The sequence below is a fragment of the Halalkalibacter sp. HAAS-P013 genome, assembly GCF_056619925.1.
Map to the genome: position 1 here is coordinate 283,130 of NZ_JBWQTU010000005.1, position 19,123 is coordinate 302,252.

The following is a 19,123-nucleotide window of genomic DNA, read 5'->3' on the forward strand; positions in this document are numbered from 1 at the left end:
GAATATAAGAAAGAGAGGGGGAATTATATTATGCAATTTAATGATGCTCAATTACAGGCGATAACGAGTGAGAAAGCATTAATTTTAGTTTCAGCTGGAGCTGGTTCGGGGAAAACTCGCGTATTAACAGAACGGTTTATTCATTTATGTGAACTTCGTTTAAAGTACCCTGATCATCCTGTTGGGGCTACAGTTGATGAGCTCGTTGCAATTACATTTACAGAAAAGGCAGCTAGAGAAATGAAGGACCGAATTCGAAAAAGATTGGCAGAAAAAGAAAGGGAAGCAAAAGAGCAGCTTGAGCAGTTATTTTGGTTTGAACAAAAGGAAGCAATGGAGCGTGCCAATATATCGACTTTCCATAGCTTTTGTCAACGATTGCTTTCCCAACATGCGATGGCAGCAGATTTAGTTCCGCAAAGTCGTGTAATTGATGATGTAGAAGCACGTAGACGCAAACGCCTGATCATGACAAAGCTTTTGGAAGAGCGAGCATTTCATGAAGCGACATGGCCTTTTCTTAGAATTATGAGTAAGAACCAATTGTTTGAATTAATTGAACAAGTACACAATGACATTCGAGAATTTGTTGTAGGAGAACAAGCTGTCGCCTCCTTAAAGGTGGAAGAAATGCTTGAAGCGCAAAGGAAAGCAAAACAACAAGAACAAGTAAACTTAGTTCAAGAGTTTCATGCTAATGCCAAACGGTGTATTGTTGACTTTCCGCCAGTGGACGACCTTACGAAAGCTCAAAGAGGTCACGTGGAGAAGATTACCGCTGGTTTTGAATCTCTGTCCATTCCAGATAATCCAAATACCTATGTGGAGGTAGTAAGCAAAATTATGCCTTCAAGGTCAGATAAGCGCTGGAATGAAAAAGCTCCAGCACTTTTTGATCTCTATACAAAGCACTGGAAGCCATTAAAAGATTGTTGGTGTGAAATAGGTGGAGAAGTAGCTACTAGTGAAGAGACAAAGGTATTATTAGAGAAATTCATCATTCTTCTAAAAGAGTTCTCAATTCGATATGACCATGAAAAGAAAATGGCAGGAGTTCTTGACTTTTCTGATTTGCAGCAAAAAGCAGTAGCTCTCCTTGAGAATAAGGTAATTAAAGAAGCTTGTCAGAGACAATTTCGGCATATCATGGTCGATGAATTTCAGGATACAAACAAACTTCAGCTTGAAATGTTAGAGCGAATCGATCCGCAGTTTCAATTTATTGTAGGAGATCAGAAGCAATCAATTTATCGGTTCCGTGGAGCCAATGTTTCTTTAATGAATGCACGAGAGGAACTTGCTGCAACAAGAAATGATGGAGAAGTCATTCTAATGAATGAAAATTATCGGACTACGGCGCCAGTTATTGAATCTGTAAATGAACTTTTCTCTAGTGCGATGGTACAGGAACGAAAGAAAACGTATGAAACGGTTTATGCTCCACTTCAAGCTAATCGTTCTGGCCAATATGAAGAGGAAAAAAGGGTGGAGCTCATAACCCTAGGAGAGAATGAAGAACAAGAATTATCGAACTATGATGTGTTAGCAAATCGAATTGTTGAGATGGTTGAAACGAAGGCACCTTCTGTTTACAGTGGTGAAAAATGGACTGAGCCTCGTTTTGGAGATATAGCTATATTAATTCCGGCACGCTCTCACCTTCTTTCTTTAGAGAGGTCTCTAATAAATAAAGGAATACCTTATGTTGTAAGTGGTGGTGTAGGATTCTATGAAAGGCAAGAGGTGCTAGATTATATAACGCTATTAAGGTGGTTAAATCGTCCTTTTGAAGAGCTGCACTTATTAGCTGTTCTTAGAAGTCCGATGTGTGGTCTTTCCGTCAATGACTTCTTGCTTTTAAAACAACAAGTAGAAGAAACAGAGCCGTTATATCAGCTAATTTATGATGAATCGCATCCAGCCTATGAACAATTACCTGAAACGATTAAAGAAGCATGTGAGATTGTCCGAAAATGGCTGTATAAGTGGACACCTTTCCGTACTGAACAGTCATTAGATCATACATTAAGCTCAATTTTTATGGAGACAGGCTTGCAAACTACACTTATGCTTCAAGCGAATGGTTTACAAAAAGTACGAAATGTAGAGAAGCTTATTCAAACGATTTTAGAAAGCAAAAAAAGCGATCTAGAAACGATCTTAGCGGAATTAGACGAGCGCATTGTTTTAAGTGAAAAAGAAGGAGAATCAGAAGTAGAGCGTGTAGATGGGGATCTTGTGCAAATTATGACAGTTCATGCTTCTAAAGGATTAGAGTTTCCTATTGTTTGTTTACCGCAGTTAGAGAGGTCTGTTCAAGGTGATAAAGGAAGCATACGTTTTCATCCTGAGCTAGGTGTTGTCATGAACCTTGAAGAAGAAGCAACAGAACTTGATGGCGAAAAAATATTGTATCAAACCCCAGGATTTACTCTTGTGAAGGATCAAGCGAATCTAGAAGCGAGAGAAGAGGCTAAGAGGTTGTTTTACGTAGCGATGACTCGAGCACGTGACTATCTATATATGATGGGTGAGGAATCTAACACGTCTCATACATGGCTTTCCTTAACAGAAACTGCTTTGCAAGAGACACATCTATCTGAAAAAGTAATTAGAATAGAGGAATGTAAGGAGCAGGCACCAATGTTAAAAAAGTCAGAACCTTATTCGAGTCCAATGGTGGTAGAGTCTCCAAATGTGCCGCTCACGTTATCTGTTTCGGAAGTTATGCTTTTTATAAAAGATCCGGTCGCTTATTTTCATCGCTATGTCATTGGTCTTCCGGATACAACAATGGTCGATAAAAGTGAAGTAGTGAAACAAGAGACTACTTCAGTTTCGATCGATTCGTCCAAACTCGGAACACTGGTTCATCGGGCATGTGAATTACGAGATAATGGATTAACGAACGAAGCAGCGATCAGAGAAGCTGTTCGTGAAGAAGAAGAGCAAGGGACCAACATGGCGGTGTATGAGCAAGAAATGAATATACTTATGAATAGTTATACTGATGAAGTAAAACAGGGACTTGGAGAGACTCTAGAAACAGAATGGTCGTTTGCTACTACGATTGAAGGTGTAGATATTATTGGTGAAATTGATAAAGTGACGAAAAAGGATGGCAAGTGTCATATTGTTGATTTTAAAACAAATAAGATCTGTCAATCAGGAAGTGAACTACTTGATCGCTACTCGCCACAACTGTATCTATATAAGATGGCATACGAGCAAGAAACAGGTGAAGCGATTGAGACAATGTCGTTATTTGTGTTTCGAGATAAACAATCACCGCTCCATACGTTAAGGAAGAAAGAAGAGGAGGTAGAAGCTGTACGAAAAGCAATACGATCCATACATACACTTCGATTAAATCAGGCGACAAAAGCAGAGTATGAGGCGTTTACACTATAAAAAGAAGGGTCAGATGGGTAAACATATTGTTCAAATTGGAAAAGCTTACGATGTACAAAAGGATATTGTTTTAACTGTTGATCCGTTGACGTTAATGGTTTCTGATGCTCATCACTGGGAGCGGTCACAATTAAGTCCAACTGAAATAAAAAAGCTGTTTAACGGTCAATCCCTTCTATTACTTCGTGTTTTAAATAAGAGAAAGCCAACTTCTACATGCATGAATTTTTTAGAAGTTGGCTTTCTTTATGGTGAAAATGTATTATATATGGATATAACGATAGAGAATGTTAAAAGAACAGAAACTATTAGACAATAAAACTATCTCTTATTTCCTATAGATTTAGATTATTCAATAATAAAATTATGATATGATGAAAAAAAGCTCACAATAAGTCGAAGTTATATAGAGGTGAATGGCTTGATAAATGCAGAATATTTGGATGTTTTTCTTGATGAGAGTCAAGAGCATCTACAAGCGATTAATGATAATCTTCTAAGGCTTGAACAAGCCCCAGATGATTTATCGATTGTCGGAGAAGTATTCAGGTCAGCCCACACACTTAAAGGAATGGCTGCAACTATAGGGTTCGAGGATTTGGCTCATTTGACGCATAATATGGAAAATGTTCTAGATCTCATACGGAATGAGAAGCTTGAAGCTGCGTCTACTGTTTTAGATGTAGTCTTTATGGCAGTAGATGATCTGGAAGCAATGGTAACTGATATTGCTAGTGGGGGAGACGGAAAGCGGGATGTAAAAGAAGTTGTATTACAGCTTGAGCGAATTGAGAAAAGGGAAGCCCTTCAAATATCAGAAAACGATGTCGTTTCAACGAAAGACGAGCAATACGACACTAGTAATTTAGTAGAAGAATATGATGAATTTGAGTCGACAGTTCTTGAAGAATCAATGGAACAAGGCTATACTACATACCAAATTAAAGTAATAATAGACGATAATGCTATGTTAAAAGCTGCTCGTGTATTTATGGTATTTGATGTGCTACAACAAGTGGGAGAAGTGATTAAATCAACTCCTTCAGCTGAAGATTTAGAGGCAGAAAATTTCGATGAATATTTTTTAGTTACATTAATTTCCAAAATGAATGGCGATGAAATTAAACAGCGGATCTTAAACGTTTCTGAGATAACGAATGTCCTTGTTCAAGCGTTTAATGTAAAGATATTACCTACACAGAAGGCTAAGGAACCCATTTCAGAACTAAAAGTTGATAAAAAGGTCCAGGAAGTGGAGAAACCCAAAACTGCTCAAACAGAGGTAAATAAAACGATTCGAGTAAATATTGAACGCTTAGATGTGTTAATGAATTTGTTTGAAGAACTTGTTATTGATCGTGGTAGACTTGAACAGATTGCGAGCGAGCTTCAAAATACCGAATTAAATGAAACGGTAGAAAGAATGTCGCGAATTTCTGGCGACCTTCAAGAAATTATACTAAATATGAGAATGATGCCAGTAGAACAAGTCTTTAATCGCTTCCCTCGTATGGTTCGAGACTTATCAAAAGATTTACATAAAAAAGTAAAGCTAGAAATTATCGGTGCAGAAACAGAACTTGATCGAACCATTATTGATGAAATTGGTGATCCTCTCGTTCACTTATTAAGAAACTCAATTGACCATGGAATTGAGACACCTGATAAACGTTTTGCTGCTGGCAAACCAGAAGAAGGGAAAGTTACTTTAAAGGCATATCATAGTGGGAACAATGTTTTTATTGAGATTGAAGATGATGGAGCAGGAATTGACCGTGATAAAGTTTTAACAAAGGCTTTAACTAATGGAGTTGTAACTGAAGAAGAAGCAGCGAAATTAACAGACCAACAAGTCTATGGTTTGCTCTTTGCTTCTGGTTTCTCGACTGCCGAGAAAGTAACTAATGTCTCAGGACGTGGAGTAGGTCTTGATGTCGTTCGCAATACGTTCGAATCATTAGGAGGGGTTGTAACAGTAAACTCTGAGCTAGGAAGAGGATCTGTCTTTTCAATCCAATTGCCGCTAACATTATCGATCATGGATGTCATGCTTGTAGAAGTGAAAGATGAAACATATGCAATTCCACTAACCTCAATTGTAGAAACAGCTATTGTGAACAAAAGTGACGTATATAGTGTTCACGATCAAAAAGTGATCGACTTTAGAGGTAAAGTAGTTCCACTTATTTTCTTAAAAGATATTTTTGAAGTTCCAGGTGAACATAGTCAGGAAGAGTTTTACTCCTTAGTTATTGTCAACAAAGGTGATAAGGTAGCAGGTCTTGTCGTTGATTCCTTAATTGGTCAGCATGATATTGTCCTTAAATCACTAGGAAATTACTTAAAAGAAGTCTTTGCAATTTCAGGTGCAACGATATTAGGGAATGGTCAAGTCGCTCTAATCGTTGATACGAATGCACTCATTAAGTAACTTTATGAGGGGAGGTAGCGAATTTGTCCAATGATCCGGTTACAAAAGTTATTGTCTTTCAAATAAAAGATGAAGAATATGCATTAGAAGTGGACTACATCCAATCAATTGAACGGATGCAACCTGTAACAAGGATACCAAGTACGGCCCAATTTGTTACAGGCGTAATGAATTTACGGGGAGTAATTACACCAATAATTAATTTGCGTAAGCGTCTTGGGGTTGAAGAAAAAGAGCTTGACGAAGCCACTAGAATTCTTGTTATATCTAAGGACCAGCTTGAATTAGGGTTGATTGTTGACGGTGCAAATGATGTCATTGATATACCGATTGAAAAGATTCAACCGCCACCAGAAGTAATAGGTGGGGTGGAAACGGACTATATACGTGGTGTTGTAAAATTAGACAAACGACTTTTTACCCTGCTTAATTTAGATAAAATAGTTCAGTAACCTTAACAGTTAAATTATGAGCGTACCTACGTACTATCCTATAATAAGACTACCAAAAGAAAATTAGATGAGGTGATTATATGGCATCTATACTTATCGTTGATGATGCAGCATTTATGAGAATGATGATAAAAGACATTCTTTCAAAAAACGGGTTTGAGATAGTTGGTGAAGCTGCAAATGGAGCAGAAGCAGTTGAGAAATTTAAAGAGTTAAGTCCAGATTTAGTAACAATGGATATCACTATGCCAGAAATGGATGGAATCCAAGCGTTAAAAGAAATTAAACAAATTGATAATGGAGCCAAAGTGATTATGTGTTCTGCAATGGGTCAGCAGTCCATGGTCATTGATGCAATTCAGTCTGGAGCAAAAGACTTTATCGTGAAGCCGTTTCAAGCGGATCGTGTTCTTGAAGCAATTAAAAAAGTATTAGGTTAGTAGGATAAACTTGAATTACCATAATATAGGTAATTCAGGTTTTTTTTATAAATTAGGATTATATTAGTAAACAAAAGGAAACCTATATAATTGATTTAGTATATAATAAAAAGAATTCATTCAGAGGGATAGCATATTTAGCCAATATTGCTCAGAGTTAGATCATGAAAGAGTGATATAATTCTATCTGTTTATCTTTTTGTGGAATAGGAGAGAAGGAATATGATAAAGAAGCAATTTGCTGTTATTGGTTTAGGCCGATTTGGAAGCAGTGTTTGTAAAGAACTTTATAAGCTAGGTCATCAAGTGTTAGCGATTGATTCGAAGGAAGAAAAAGTGAATGATATGACAAGACATTCGACACATAGCGCCATTGCAAATGGAACAGATGAAAAGGCATTACAATCATTAGGTATTCGTAATTTTGATTATGTCATTGTTGCTATTGGTGATGATATTCAGTCGAGTATTTTATGTACGTTATTATTAAAAGAATTTGGTGTGGCAAATGTGTGGGTAAAAGCGCAGAACTATTATCATGAACGAGTACTTGAAAAAATCGGTGCAGACCGGATTGTCCATCCAGAACAAGATATGGGAATAAGAATTGCACAACATCTTACTTCAGAAAAAATTGTTGATTACATTGAATTATCAGCAGATTATAGCATTGTTGAGCTGATTGCAACAGATAAAGTAGCAAATAAATCGCTCATTGATTTAGACGTACGAGCAAAGTATGGTTGTACAATTCTTGGGATCAAGCGAGGAGAGGATATTAATATTGCACCAACTCCAACAGATCAAATTGAAAAAGGTGATATATTAATTGTTATTGGCCACAAGAATGACTTGAAACGTTTTGAAGATGAGGGAATGTAAAGATGTTATAAGGAGGGATTCAAAATGGATGTAAGGATGGCTGACTTGCCTGGAATTGGGAAGAAGATGTCAATTGTCACAGCTCAAGGGAGCATGATTGTTCTTGTCATTCATCATACAGGAAAAAGGGAGCTCTATTTCTTTCAAGATGCAGATGATGATGAGGCGGATTTCTCAATCGATTTAACAGCAGATGAAACGAGGGAACTTGGGGCTCAATTATTAGGTGCGGTATTTCAGCCAGTATCAAATGATAAAATGAAACTGTTCCGTAGCCAAATTGTTACCGAATGGGTTGAAATTAAAAAAGGTGCCCCAGTTGCAGGAAAAACGATTAAGGATTTAGAAATTCGCAAGCGAACAGGAGTCTCAATCGTTGGTATTTTTCGTAGTAGTGAGGTGATCGCCAGTCCTGAAGCTGACCAGAGATTAGAAATAGGAGATACAATTATGGCAATTGGGAAAAGTGATCAAATTGCTCAGTTTGAAAGGTTATGTGAAGGAGAGGCGGTGTAGTCTTAGTGGGAATACCCGAAATGCTTGGAGCAGGGCTTGTTCTCTTACTACTTTTTATCACTGGGTTCTTTGGTTCAAGGTATAAAATACCTGAGGTAATTATTTATATATTACTAGGAATTGCTTTAGGTGGGCTTTTAATAGATTCACATTTGTTACATTTTGTAGGGGAAGTTGGAATTGTTTTATTGTTTTTTATGCTAGGCATGGAATTTCCAATAAAGCAACTTACTCAGGTGGCAAAAAAGGTGACTCCAGCAGGTACACTAGATGTGGTTTTGTGTTTAGGTGTGACAACAGGTATTTGTTTGCTATTTGGCTTAGATTTCATTACCTCTTTGATTGTTGGTGGTGTCCTTTATGCAACAAGTTCATCAATAACCGCCAAACTATTAGAAAGTTCAAAGAGAATGGCTAACCCCGAGTCTGAGTTTATTTTAGGTCTATTAATCTTTGAAGATTTAGTAGCACCTGTTCTCGTTGCAATATTAGTCGGTTTAACATCGGGTAATGATTTAACACTTGGGTCGATGACGGTACTCATGGGAAAAGTCTTTGTTCTAACATTAGGGGCTATTTTAATTGGTCGTTTTCTATTTAGTAAGCTTGGACCATTTTTTGATAAACACATGACAAGAGATGTATTTATTCTGTTTGTTATAGGATTAGCCCTTTTTTATGGGGGGCTTGCGCTATACTTAGATCTATCCGAAGTGTTAGGAGCCTTTTTAGCAGGAATAATCATTGCTGAAGTCCGAAGAACGCATCAATTGGAGGGAATGATTATTCCAATCCGAGACTTGACACTTCCTTTGTTCTTCCTATACTTTGGTACAACGATTACATTTGACGAAGGAATTCCTATGGTTGGATTGCTCTTCCTTCTGTTTATGTGGTCAGTTTTAGCGAAAATCATAATAGGTATTTATGGAGGAAGATGGTATGGGTTATCAAAAAGGGTAGCATTACGTGCTGGCTTCTCGCTCACTCAACGAGGAGAGTTTTCAATTATTATTGCAGCATTAGCTACAGGCCCCATTAAAGCATTTAGTAGTGTATTTATATTAGCATCAGCTATTTTTGGTATTCTGTTATTTCAATTGGCTCCTAAGATAGCCAAGAAAATATACGGAAATAATCAACCTAGAGAAAAAGTAAGAGTGCCTGGAACTTAATAAATGTGAGGTCGCTGGGAAATGGTCGAAAAACACTTTCCGAGGCCTTTTTTATTTTTAGATAGGCTTTCTATAAAAAAGAGAGGAAGTACGTGCGTTCCCAAACTACTTAAGAAACCAATGATATATCGCGATTACATCATAGTTTCAAAAAGTGTTTGTGCACCTTCCTCTAAGTGTTCTGTTGCATGCAACCATATAATAGTATAGGCAAAAGAGTATAAATATGTGCGCATTCATAAAGTAATTTGTTACAATTAACGTAAATATAATAAATTCTTAAGGGCGGAGATTGAATAATGGAACCTATACTAGTCGTTTTGAAAGAACAGTTTTTTATTGAGTCTGTAGACTTCTCAATTAACTTGAAAGGGGTTTCTATTCAGGACATGCTAGATACAGAAACGATGCAGAAAATTGTAGAAGGTCGAATGAATTGCTTTAATGCAACAGACGTCCGTCTTGGTGGGGCGAACTTGATGAAATGGTTTGGAAATCTCATAACCGCCCATTTGTATACATACTTTGTTCATAATAAGTGGCTTCATTATGAAGGCATACACTTTATTGAAGAAGGAAAAGAAGCACATTTTCAAATACTTCAGCCACAAATGATTGAAATAAAAACGGAAGATCGAGACCAAGTTGGAAAGGAAAAAATAACAAGGTTAATAGAAGGGCTACAACCTTTATTTCAACAAATTTCCGTAACATCTGGTCTATCTAAGCAGCAAGTTTGGGGTTTGGTCACTAACCCGTATTATAATCGCTTGAACACATGGGAAAATGAACCCTCAATAGAGCGCACAATTGAAAAAGACAATGAGTTGTTAAAAACTTTACCAGCAGATACCTTTAATTTAAAACGAAATCCGTTTGATTTAACGTTTCGCTATGTGGATAGTTGGCAAGATCCAAATATGAAAGTAAGGATAAAAGGAGCATGCTGCATGAGTTATTTAAAGGCTGAAGGCAACTACTGTTACTCGTGTCCGAAGTTAACCAATGCAGAACGGGGTGTTAGCGCAGAACAACTTAGAAGTCAGGGCTAGTCAATATTCTATAATGATTTAAACAATAGTTGTTTAGTGAGTTGTCTGAACAGTTACAGGAAACAAACCTTTTCAAATAACCGCGCAGCAAACAGATCAGATCCATGAACTACGTCAACTTTATCTAAATAGGAAAAGAAAGGTGAATCAAAGCAATCGTTTTGATTCACCTTTCTTTTTTCACAAGTGATTTAAAAGTTAATCAATAAAGTAGCTTAAAAGACTACGAGCTACAAAAAAATCAGATATTTCAGTAAGGTATGTTTGAAACTAGAGTCTAAGGGGTATTTTATATACTAACAGAAAGTAGGAGGGATTGAAATGATAAATGACTTTGCAATGGATCCAAGGGTTACAAAGCAGTTACGAGTGATTAAAAGCTTACAATCACGTTCAGCAGATACTGTGCAATCCTTATACGCACAGGCTGTCATAGAATATTCACTCTATCACTTTAAAAAAGAACGACTAAAAGATTTGATTGATGAAGCATTAAGTCGAAAAGACGAAAAGCAATTTCACCAACTGACTACAGAATACAACCAATGGATACAATTACATAATGAAGGGAAAACCGTAAGAGATAACGGCTTTGAACTGCACTTAACATTTGAGTAACAGAGGAGTGTCCCAAAAGGTCAAAAACCTACCTTTTGAGACACTCCCCTTTTATGTTAATTGCTCATAAGCATTTTTAAAAATAGGTTCAGTAGTTATATAGCGAGTAAATAAATAGTGAAGAGCACTTTCTTCGTCGTTTGTAAAATGTAATACTTCTTCGTATGTTGACTTTAAAAAACGGTCATGCATTAGCAACACTTTCATTCGCTCAGGATGATATGTCATGTGATAAGTCTCCTTTTTATTTTTTTCATTTATTATTCCCACTTACCATAAACATGTAACAAGCAAATTTCAAAGAAAAAAACTGAAAGCGTTTACAAATTAACATTGACAATAATCTGAACTTTTTGTACAATTTTAACAGACTAACCAGTCGGTTAATTTAGTTCATTAAGTTATTAACCTAATGTATTATATTCAATTGAAGAAATATTGGAAGGTGGTGAGAGCACGAATGAAGAAAAAGCCTACAAAGGAACGGATTATTGAAACTGCTCTCCTTCTTTTTGAAGAGAACGGCTTTCATGCTGTAACCGTAGACCGAATTGTGAAGGAAAGTGGTTCATCTAAAGGTGGATTTTACCATAATTTTAAATCAAAAGATGAACTGTTATATACCGTACATGACTCATTCATTACATACATTCTAGATAAAGCAGAAGATGCATATAATCGTTACTCCACGCCTGCTGAACGGTTATATGAAACAATTAGATCTTTTGTGATGATGTTTGAATTGTATCGACCGCATGTAACGGTCTTTTATCAAGAGTCTCTTTATTTAAATAAAGAATACTTTGAAACAATAAAATTAAAGAGAGGGCGTTACAAAAATATGATGTTTCGCCTTGTTGAAGAAGGAATAGCTTGTGGGGAGTTTAGAAAAGAAATCCCTGTCCCGATCACGTCAATGGCTATTTTCGGAATGACGAACTGGACATATAAGTGGTACAAGGAAACTGGTCAGTATTCAATACAAGAAATTGCAAACATATATGCCGATTTAGTAATGAATGCTGTCTTAACAAAAGAGGCGAGTCTCAAACCAGAATATGCACGCTTTTTCCTTAGGAGTGAGTAGGAACCAAGCCAAAAGGGGTTGTTCATATGGATATGTATGACTTTATTCAAGATATGGAAGACCGTCGTGATCGAATAAAACAAGGTGGAGGACAGAAGCGGATTGATGCTCAGCACGAACGAGGAAAATTAACAGCTAGAGAACGAATTGATTATTTGCTTGATGAGGGAACTTTTGTTGAGCTCAATCCTTTTATTGAATTTCGTGGAGATGCCTTTTGTTCAGATCAAGCACCTGGTGAAGGAGTTGTCACAGGTTATGGGAAAATTCATGGGAGTCTTGTCTTTTTATTTGCACAAGACTTCACTGTGTTTGGTGGAGCATTGGGAGAGATGCATGCTCAAAAAATTGCTAAGATTATGGACTTAGCTGCTGAAAATGGGGCCCCCATTATAGGGTTGAACGATTCCGGTGGAGCTCGTATTCAAGAAGGAGTCTTATCTTTAGATGGCTATGGTCATGTCTTTTATCGAAATGCAATTTACTCAGGGGTAATTCCTCAAATTTCGGTTATTATGGGTCCTTGTGCAGGAGGAGCTGTCTATTCTCCAGCGATCACTGATTTTGTATTTATGGTAGAAAAAACAAGCCAAATGTTTATTACAGGACCTAAAGTGATTGAAAGTGTAACAGGAGCAAAGATCAATGCGGAAGATTTAGGTGGGGCAAAGGTTCACTCAAGTGTAAGCGGCAATGCTCATTTTACTGGCAAAACAGAAGAAGACGTATTAGCAGAAGTACGGACGTTAATTCGATTTTTGCCTTCAAATTATGAGGAACGTGCTGCTTATATTGAACCAAAAGAAAAGCGGCCTATAGACGAACGTATAAATGAATTACTTGATCTCGTACCTGTCGATGGCACAAAAGTATATGATGTGAGGAAAGTAATAAAGAAAATTGTGGATGACGAAGTATTCATGGAGGTTCAACCGTATTTTGCAAAAAATATTGTTATTGGCTTTGGACGGATTGAAGGAGAAACGGTGGGAATTGTCGCTAATAATCCAAAAATGATGGCAGGTGGTCTTGATATTAATTCTTCAGATAAATGCTCAAGATTCATTAGGTTTTGTGATTGTTTTAATATCCCCCTTATTACATTCGAAGATGTAAGCGGATTCATTCCTGGAGTTCAACAGGAACATGGTGGAATCATTCGTCACGGTGCAAAGATTTTATATGCGTATTCCGAAGCAACTGTACCAAAAATAACGGTTATTGTACGAAAAGCATTTGGTGGAGCATATGTTGCATTAAATAGTAAAGCAATTGGAGCTGATTTAGTTTTTGCATGGCCTAATGCTGAAATAGCTGTTATGGGACCAGAAGGTGCAGCAACGATTATTTATGCAAAAGAAATTAAAGAAAGCTCAAATCCAGAAGAAAAACGCCAACAAAAAATTAGCGAGTACAAAAGGCGGTTTGCTAATCCGTATGTTGCAGCTGCAAATGGAATGGTCGATGACGTAATCGACCCTCGCGATACAAGGCGAAGCCTAGCTCAAGGATTAGAAATGTTAAAAAAGAAAAAGAAACAACTACCTAAGAAAAAACATGGAAATATCCCTTTGTAATAGAAGCCGAGTGCACTGAAAAAGAAAAAAACGACTTTTTCAGTAGCCTCTATATTAACGCCTTATTTGTCAGGAAGGGAGTGAACGGTGAAGCCAAAGTGGCAGCCGAATATGATGGATATGACATTTAATGAATTTCCAATTCCTACGTATGAACAATGGCGTAAAGTTGCAGAAAAGTCTTTAAAAGGGAAATCGTTTGAAGACACGCTTCTAACAAATCTACTTGATGATATTGTCCTTGAACCTATGTATCAATTAAAAGATCTTGTAGCTTGCAAGACTCTCGTTGATCAACCTGGAGTGTTCCCTTATGTAAGAGGCATAACTACAAAACCAACACGAATGGCTATTAGTCAAGAATTAGGTGCAGCTACTCCTACATTATTACATGAGCGAATAAAGCAAGATTTTACTAAAGGACAAAACGTAGCTCATATTCTTATTTCAAATGAAATGAAAAATGGAGGGAAGTCGAACCGGCATGAGCCATTCTCTACTGTTCCTCTATATGATCTAAAAGATGTGCAGAAAGCCTTTCAGGGTATCGACTTTTCCGAATTTCCGTTTCATATTGATGCAGGGGTTGTTAGTGTTCCATTATTAGCTGCCATCAATCATGTTACCAATCGTTTAACAGGCACGATTGCCTCTGATCCCCTTCATCAATTAGCAAAGGAAGGTAGGATGTATTACTCATTAGAACGTAGTTATGATTTGATGGCATGGGCCGTTAAATGGGCAATAGCTAATCACCCTGATTTACGTACGGTTCTCGCTCAAAGCCACGTCTTTCATAATGGAGGAGCTAGCCCTGCTTTGGAATTAGCTAGTACGTTATCAATGGGCGTGGAATATATGGACGCTTTAATGAAACGTGGAGTTTCTGCAACCGAAGCTGGGAAATCAATTACGTTTTCATTTTCAATCGGGAAAGACTTTTTTAGTGAAATAGCAAAAGTTCGTGCTGCTCGTGCACTGTGGGCGGTGATAATGGCTGAATTTGGAGCAGAAGAACAAGGGCAAAAAATGGTGTTTCATGCGCGCACATCAGCATTTACCAAAACAAAGGAAGATATGTATGTGAATTTACTCCGAGGGACTAGTGAGGCTTTTGCAGCGGCAGTTGCTGGAGTCGATAGCATTTCAGTTAGCCCGATTGATGAGCTTGTGCAAGAGCCAACCGAATTTTCGAGCCGCATTGCTAGAAACACGTCGTTGATTTTGCAAGATGAAGCATTTATTGGAGCAACGGTAGATCCTTCAGGTGGATCTTGGTATGTAGAGCATTTAACAGAACAAATTGCAAAAAAAGCATGGGGTATCTTTCAGGAGTTAGAAAGGGAAGGGGGAATGTTTGCGTCGTTAAAAAGCGGTCTTGTTCAAACAAAGATCAACACTTGTTGGGAAAAGCAAGTGGAAAGCGTCAAAGATAGAAGACAAACGATTATTGGAGTCAATCAATATGTTAAAGGTGGTGAAAAAAAACCTCCAAAACAAAGATTGAAAAAAGCAGAACGGAAGGCGTATTTCGATGCATTAAAGGAAAAAGACAAACAAATGATTCCAGAGAAACCAAAGACTATGGCCGAAGTAGGAAAGATGGTTCAACAAAATATTCCCTTTCACCAAATACATCACCAATTAAAATCTCCTTGCCAACCAGTAGAAGTTGAACGTATTTTACAACGTCGTTTAGCAGAGCCGTATGAACTACTTCGCACACGTAGTAATCAAATCAAAGAAACTATTGGAGAGGTTCCAGTTGTTTATCTTGTTCGGTTAGGTAGTATTGCCTCTCATAAAACAAGAGTTGACTTTATTGAAGAGCTGTTTCAATGCGGTGGGTTTCAAGTTGAGGTTTCTAGTCCAATGGAAACTAGTGAAGAAGCAATCAAATTAGCAAAACAGCACAAACTTGTAGTTCTATGTGGTAGTGATGAAAGTTATGAGAATGTAGCACTGTCAATGGTTAAAGGTCTTAAAGAAAAAACGGAAGCGGTATATATAGCTGGACGTCAAAAGGAACCTTTTATGAAACAATTAATAGATGCAGGTACAGCTGGAGCGATCAATGACAAAACGAATGCTTACCAGCTTTTATTTGACTTACAGGAAAAGATCGGAGGAAGCAAGCTATGAAACAAAAACCGGCTTTTCATAAGATGCCTTTTCCATCTTTTAAAGAAGTTAAAGAAAATATGGAATTACCTGTGACAACGATTCAAACAACAGAACAAATCCCCATTAAATCCGTATATACGAAAGAAGACATAAATGAAATGAGACATTTAAATTATGTTTCAGGCATAGCGCCCTTCTTTCGCGGTCCTTACCCAGTCATGTACAAAACTCGCCCCTGGACAGTCAGGCAATATGCGGGTTTCTCTACTGCAGAAGAAAGTAACGCATTTTATCGTAGAAATTTAGCAGCAGGTCAAAAAGGGTTATCGATTGCATTTGATCTAGCTACTCACCGAGGATACGATTCAGATCATCCACGTGTTGTTGGAGATGTGGGAAAAGCGGGAGTTGCGGTTGATTCAATAGTAGATATGAATATTTTATTTGAGGGTATTCCGCTTGATCAAATGTCTGTATCTATGACAATGAATGGAGCGGTACTGCCAATTATGGCTTTTTACATTGTCGCAGCCGAGGAGCAGGGTGTATCTCCGGAAAAGTTAACTGGGACGATACAAAATGATATCTTAAAAGAATACATGGTACGAAACACTTATATTTATCCACCTGAGGCATCTATGAAAGTAATTGCTGATATTTTTGCATATACATCAAAACATATGCCTAAGTTTAATAGCATCAGCATTTCAGGCTACCATATGCAGGAAGCAGGAGCGACAGCCGACATTGAACTTGCCTATACACTTGCTGATGGCTTAGAGTATGTTCGAACGGGCATGAAGGCTGGTCTTGATATTGACCAATTCGCACCGAGACTGTCATTCTTTTGGGCAATTGGCATGAATCACTTTATGGAAGTTGCAAAAATGAGAGCGGCCAGACTGATGTGGGCGAAACTGATGAAACCTTTTGAGCCGAAAAATGAAAAATCACTTGCCTTAAGAACCCATTCACAAACGTCTGGGTGGAGTTTGACCGAACAAGATCCGTATAACAATGTCATCCGAACATGTATTGAGGCAATGGCTGCTGCTCTAGGTCATACGCAATCACTGCATACTAATGCATTAGATGAGGCAATTGCCTTGCCTACTGATTTTTCTGCTAGAATTGCTCGGAATACACAACTATACTTGCAAACTGAAACAGGGATTAAAAATGTATTAGATCCTTGGGGAGGATCTTATTATGTGGAGTCATTAACAGTTGAATTGATGAAAAAAGCGTGGTCTCACATTGAAGAAGTGGAACAATTGGGAGGGATGGCTAAAGCCATTGAGACAGGACTTCCAAAAATGAGAATAGAAGAAGCGGCTGCTAGAAGGCAAGCTCAAATAGATTCAAATAAAGAAACAATTATCGGTGTAAACAAATACCGACTTGAGCAAGAAGAGGATCTTGACATATTAGATATTGATAATTCAGCTGTTCGTCATGCACAACTAAAGCGATTAGAAAAGTTACGGAAAGAGCGTAATGAAGATGAGGTAAACCAGGCACTTGATGCTTTAACGAAAGTGGCAGAAAGCGGAGATGGCAATTTATTAGAATTCGCAATTGCAGCTGCAAGAGCTAGAGCAAGCCTTGGTGAAATATCAATGGCGTATGAAAAGGTTGTTGGTCGACATAAAGCGGTAATTAGATCTATAAGTGGAGTATATCGTACAGAGTTTGGGGAGAAAGAAGTCATGAAAGAAATCCGTCAAGTAACTGATCAGTTCGCTGAAAAAGAAGGAAGACGTCCGCGAATTATGATTGCGAAAATGGGGCAAGATGGGCACGACCGCGGGGCAAAGGTGATCTCAACCGCATTTGCTGATATGGGATTTGATGTAGATATTGGACCGCTATTCCAAACGCCAGAAGAAGCGGCGATGCAAGCTGTTGAAAATGATGTTCATATTATTGGTGTAAGTTCATTAGCTGCTGGACACAAAACATTGCTTCCTCAAGTAATAGAGGAACTTAGAAAGTTGGGGAGAGAAGACATTCTTGTCATTATTGGTGGTGTGATTCCAGCTCAAGACTATCAATTTTTAAAAGACAAGGGTGCAGCTGCAATTTTTGGACCTGGAACCGTCATTCCTGTAGCTGCTAAACAAATTATGACTGAATTAAACAGACGGTTGGAGTATGAGGAAGACAACTAGTTAGAGGGTTAACCTAAAGGTTTGATGGGGGTACCCTAATAAAGGTAGGAAAAAATTATGAAGGTGTCCAAACGGAGTAATGGCTTCTTAGGACACCTCCTTTGCATTGTGGGGAGGAGGATTTATGGATCAGCAGTATAAAAGGCGTGCTCCCCTTTCAAAAGAAGAGTATATTGAAGGGGTAAAAAGGAATAATCGAGCGATTTTAGCTAGAGCTATTACTCTTATAGAAAGCAATGCCAAAAGGCACTTTTCTCTTGCGCAAGATGTTCTTACTGCTCTTATTCCAGCAACAGGTAATTCGATAAGACTTGGGGTTACGGGTGTTCCAGGAGCTGGAAAATCGACTTTTATTGAGGCGATTGGAATGATGCTTTGTGAAAAGGGGCATCGCGTGGCTATATTAGCTGTCGATCCTTCAAGTTCAGTATCTCGAGGGAGTATACTTGGAGATAAGACGAGAATGGAGTGTTTATCTAAACATCCTAACGCCTTTGTCCGTCCTTCTCCTGCTGGAGGAACGTTAGGGGGAGTAGCTAGAAAAACAAGGGAAACAGTACTCCTATGTGAAGCAGCTGGATACGATATTATCATCGTGGAAACAGTCGGGGTTGGTCAGAGTGAGGTTACCGTCCGCTCAATGGTTGATTGTTTCTTAGTTTTAATGCTAACGGGTGCTGGTGATGAGTTACAAGGGATGAAAAAAGGCCTGATGGAATTAATTGATTTATTGCTCATTAACAAGGCAGACGGAAGCAATGTGGAAAAAGCGGAGCAAGCAAAAGTTGAATTAAGCAGGATTCTTCATATGTTACCTGAAATGACACAAGGATGGGAACCACAAGTTCAAACGGTTTCTTCACTAACTGGCAAAGGAATTGAAGAATGTTGGAATACGGTTCGAGTGTTTATTCAGTTTATGAAGGAATCAAATCAATTCGATGAACGAAGAAAAGCACAAGCAACAAATTGGTTTTATTCTTTGTTAGAGGAACAGCTTCTTACAAATTTTTATGAAAACGATAAAGTGAAGAGTGAGTTACCATTGTTGACGCAGGAAGTTGTAAAAGGTCAAATTAGCCCGACAAAAGCAGCTGTTGAGTTATTAAATAAAGTAAAGGGTTCTTGAGAAAATAAATTAATTGCTGATAAATATAAAAGGGGGTTCTCAAAAGGTCTGTTTTTAA

The 19,123-nt window shown here is 37.8% G+C and carries 16 protein-coding genes; 15 read left to right on the forward strand and 1 reads right to left on the reverse strand.

Going from position 1 to position 19,123, the window contains the following annotated elements:
• Positions 1-30 precede the first annotated feature (30 nt).
• The 10 genes from AC1FXP_RS09690 to AC1FXP_RS09735 all read left to right on the forward strand — a co-directional run bounded on the left by AC1FXP_RS09690 (position 31) and on the right by AC1FXP_RS09735 (position 10,977).
• Positions 31-3,411 (forward strand): UvrD-helicase domain-containing protein, encoded by a 3,381-nt coding sequence (locus tag AC1FXP_RS09690; RefSeq protein WP_480060747.1) that lies wholly within the window; start codon positions 31-33, stop codon positions 3,409-3,411.
• 13 nt (positions 3,412-3,424) lie between these two features.
• Positions 3,425-3,730, forward strand: a complete 306-nt coding sequence (locus AC1FXP_RS09695) for a hypothetical protein (RefSeq protein WP_480060749.1) — start codon at positions 3,425-3,427, stop codon at positions 3,728-3,730.
• Between the two features lie 102 nt (positions 3,731-3,832).
• The gene (locus AC1FXP_RS09700) at positions 3,833-5,842 is read left to right on the forward strand and encodes a chemotaxis protein CheW (RefSeq protein WP_480060751.1); all 2,010 of its coding nucleotides are present in this window, start codon (positions 3,833-3,835) and stop codon (positions 5,840-5,842) included.
• Positions 5,843-5,865: 23 nt separating this feature from the next.
• Positions 5,866-6,294, forward strand: coding sequence for a chemotaxis protein CheW (locus AC1FXP_RS09705; protein ID WP_480060753.1), 429 nt, complete (start codon positions 5,866-5,868; stop codon positions 6,292-6,294).
• An 80-nt stretch (positions 6,295-6,374) separates the two neighbouring features.
• On the forward strand, positions 6,375-6,734 hold the full coding sequence (locus tag AC1FXP_RS09710; RefSeq protein WP_480060755.1) for a response regulator: 360 nt from the start codon (positions 6,375-6,377) through the stop codon (positions 6,732-6,734).
• Positions 6,735-6,956: 222 nt separating this feature from the next.
• Complete coding sequence (locus AC1FXP_RS09715; RefSeq protein ID WP_250097045.1) at positions 6,957-7,616, forward strand: potassium channel family protein; 660 nt, start codon at positions 6,957-6,959, stop codon at positions 7,614-7,616.
• A 24-nt stretch (positions 7,617-7,640) separates the two neighbouring features.
• Positions 7,641-8,132 carry a cation:proton antiporter regulatory subunit gene (locus tag AC1FXP_RS09720; RefSeq protein ID WP_250097046.1) on the forward strand — a complete coding sequence of 164 codons (492 nt, stop codon included), beginning with the start codon at positions 7,641-7,643 and terminating at the stop codon, positions 8,130-8,132.
• Between the two features lie 5 nt (positions 8,133-8,137).
• On the forward strand, positions 8,138-9,307 hold the full coding sequence (locus AC1FXP_RS09725; RefSeq protein ID WP_480060756.1) for a cation:proton antiporter: 1,170 nt from the start codon (positions 8,138-8,140) through the stop codon (positions 9,305-9,307).
• A 299-nt stretch (positions 9,308-9,606) separates the two neighbouring features.
• Positions 9,607-10,359: a hypothetical protein gene (locus AC1FXP_RS09730; protein ID WP_480060758.1), complete on the forward strand. Its 753-nt coding sequence runs from the start codon at positions 9,607-9,609 to the stop codon at positions 10,357-10,359.
• A 321-nt stretch (positions 10,360-10,680) separates the two neighbouring features.
• Positions 10,681-10,977: an IDEAL domain-containing protein gene (locus tag AC1FXP_RS09735; RefSeq protein ID WP_480060760.1), complete on the forward strand. Its 297-nt coding sequence runs from the start codon at positions 10,681-10,683 to the stop codon at positions 10,975-10,977.
• A gap of 51 nt (positions 10,978-11,028) precedes the next feature.
• Here the strand turns inward: AC1FXP_RS09735 and AC1FXP_RS09740 are convergent, their stop codons facing one another.
• Complete coding sequence (locus AC1FXP_RS09740; RefSeq protein ID WP_480060762.1) at positions 11,029-11,205, reverse strand: hypothetical protein; 177 nt, start codon at positions 11,203-11,205, stop codon at positions 11,029-11,031.
• A 232-nt stretch (positions 11,206-11,437) separates the two neighbouring features.
• Between AC1FXP_RS09740 and AC1FXP_RS09745 the strand changes: the two genes are divergently transcribed.
• The 5 genes from AC1FXP_RS09745 (at position 11,438) to meaB (ending at position 19,065) form a co-directional block, all read left to right on the forward strand.
• Complete coding sequence (locus tag AC1FXP_RS09745) at positions 11,438-12,064, forward strand: TetR/AcrR family transcriptional regulator (protein WP_480060764.1); 627 nt, start codon at positions 11,438-11,440, stop codon at positions 12,062-12,064.
• Between the two features lie 26 nt (positions 12,065-12,090).
• Entirely contained in the window at positions 12,091-13,641 is a 1,551-nt protein-coding gene (locus AC1FXP_RS09750) for an acyl-CoA carboxylase subunit beta (RefSeq protein WP_480060766.1), read from the forward strand.
• 87 nt (positions 13,642-13,728) lie between these two features.
• Positions 13,729-15,783, forward strand: coding sequence for a methylmalonyl-CoA mutase family protein (locus AC1FXP_RS09755; protein WP_480060768.1), 2,055 nt, complete (start codon positions 13,729-13,731; stop codon positions 15,781-15,783).
• Positions 15,780-17,936: a methylmalonyl-CoA mutase gene (scpA, locus tag AC1FXP_RS09760; protein WP_480060770.1), complete on the forward strand. Its 2,157-nt coding sequence runs from the start codon at positions 15,780-15,782 to the stop codon at positions 17,934-17,936. The genes AC1FXP_RS09755 and scpA overlap by 4 nt, the downstream gene beginning before the upstream one ends.
• A 124-nt stretch (positions 17,937-18,060) precedes the next feature.
• Positions 18,061-19,065, forward strand: a complete 1,005-nt coding sequence (gene meaB, locus AC1FXP_RS09765; protein ID WP_480060772.1) for a methylmalonyl Co-A mutase-associated GTPase MeaB — start codon at positions 18,061-18,063, stop codon at positions 19,063-19,065.
• Positions 19,066-19,123 lie beyond the last annotated feature (58 nt).

Coding starts and splice junctions, on each gene's coding strand:
- AC1FXP_RS09690 (WP_480060747.1), top strand. CDS start 31: ATGCAATTTAATGATGCTCAATTACAGGCGATAACGAGTGAGAAAGCA.
- AC1FXP_RS09695 (WP_480060749.1), top strand. CDS start 3,425: ATGGGTAAACATATTGTTCAAATTGGAAAAGCTTACGATGTACAAAAG.
- AC1FXP_RS09710 (WP_480060755.1), top strand. CDS start 6,375: ATGGCATCTATACTTATCGTTGATGATGCAGCATTTATGAGAATGATG.
- AC1FXP_RS09715 (WP_250097045.1), top strand. CDS start 6,957: ATGATAAAGAAGCAATTTGCTGTTATTGGTTTAGGCCGATTTGGAAGC.
- AC1FXP_RS09720 (WP_250097046.1), top strand. CDS start 7,641: ATGGATGTAAGGATGGCTGACTTGCCTGGAATTGGGAAGAAGATGTCA.
- AC1FXP_RS09730 (WP_480060758.1), top strand. CDS start 9,607: ATGGAACCTATACTAGTCGTTTTGAAAGAACAGTTTTTTATTGAGTCT.
- AC1FXP_RS09735 (WP_480060760.1), top strand. CDS start 10,681: ATGATAAATGACTTTGCAATGGATCCAAGGGTTACAAAGCAGTTACGA.
- AC1FXP_RS09740 (WP_480060762.1), bottom strand. CDS start 11,205: ATGACATATCATCCTGAGCGAATGAAAGTGTTGCTAATGCATGACCGT.
- AC1FXP_RS09745 (WP_480060764.1), top strand. CDS start 11,438: ATGAAGAAAAAGCCTACAAAGGAACGGATTATTGAAACTGCTCTCCTT.
- AC1FXP_RS09750 (WP_480060766.1), top strand. CDS start 12,091: ATGGATATGTATGACTTTATTCAAGATATGGAAGACCGTCGTGATCGA.
- scpA (WP_480060770.1), top strand. CDS start 15,780: ATGAAACAAAAACCGGCTTTTCATAAGATGCCTTTTCCATCTTTTAAA.
- meaB (WP_480060772.1), top strand. CDS start 18,061: ATGGATCAGCAGTATAAAAGGCGTGCTCCCCTTTCAAAAGAAGAGTAT.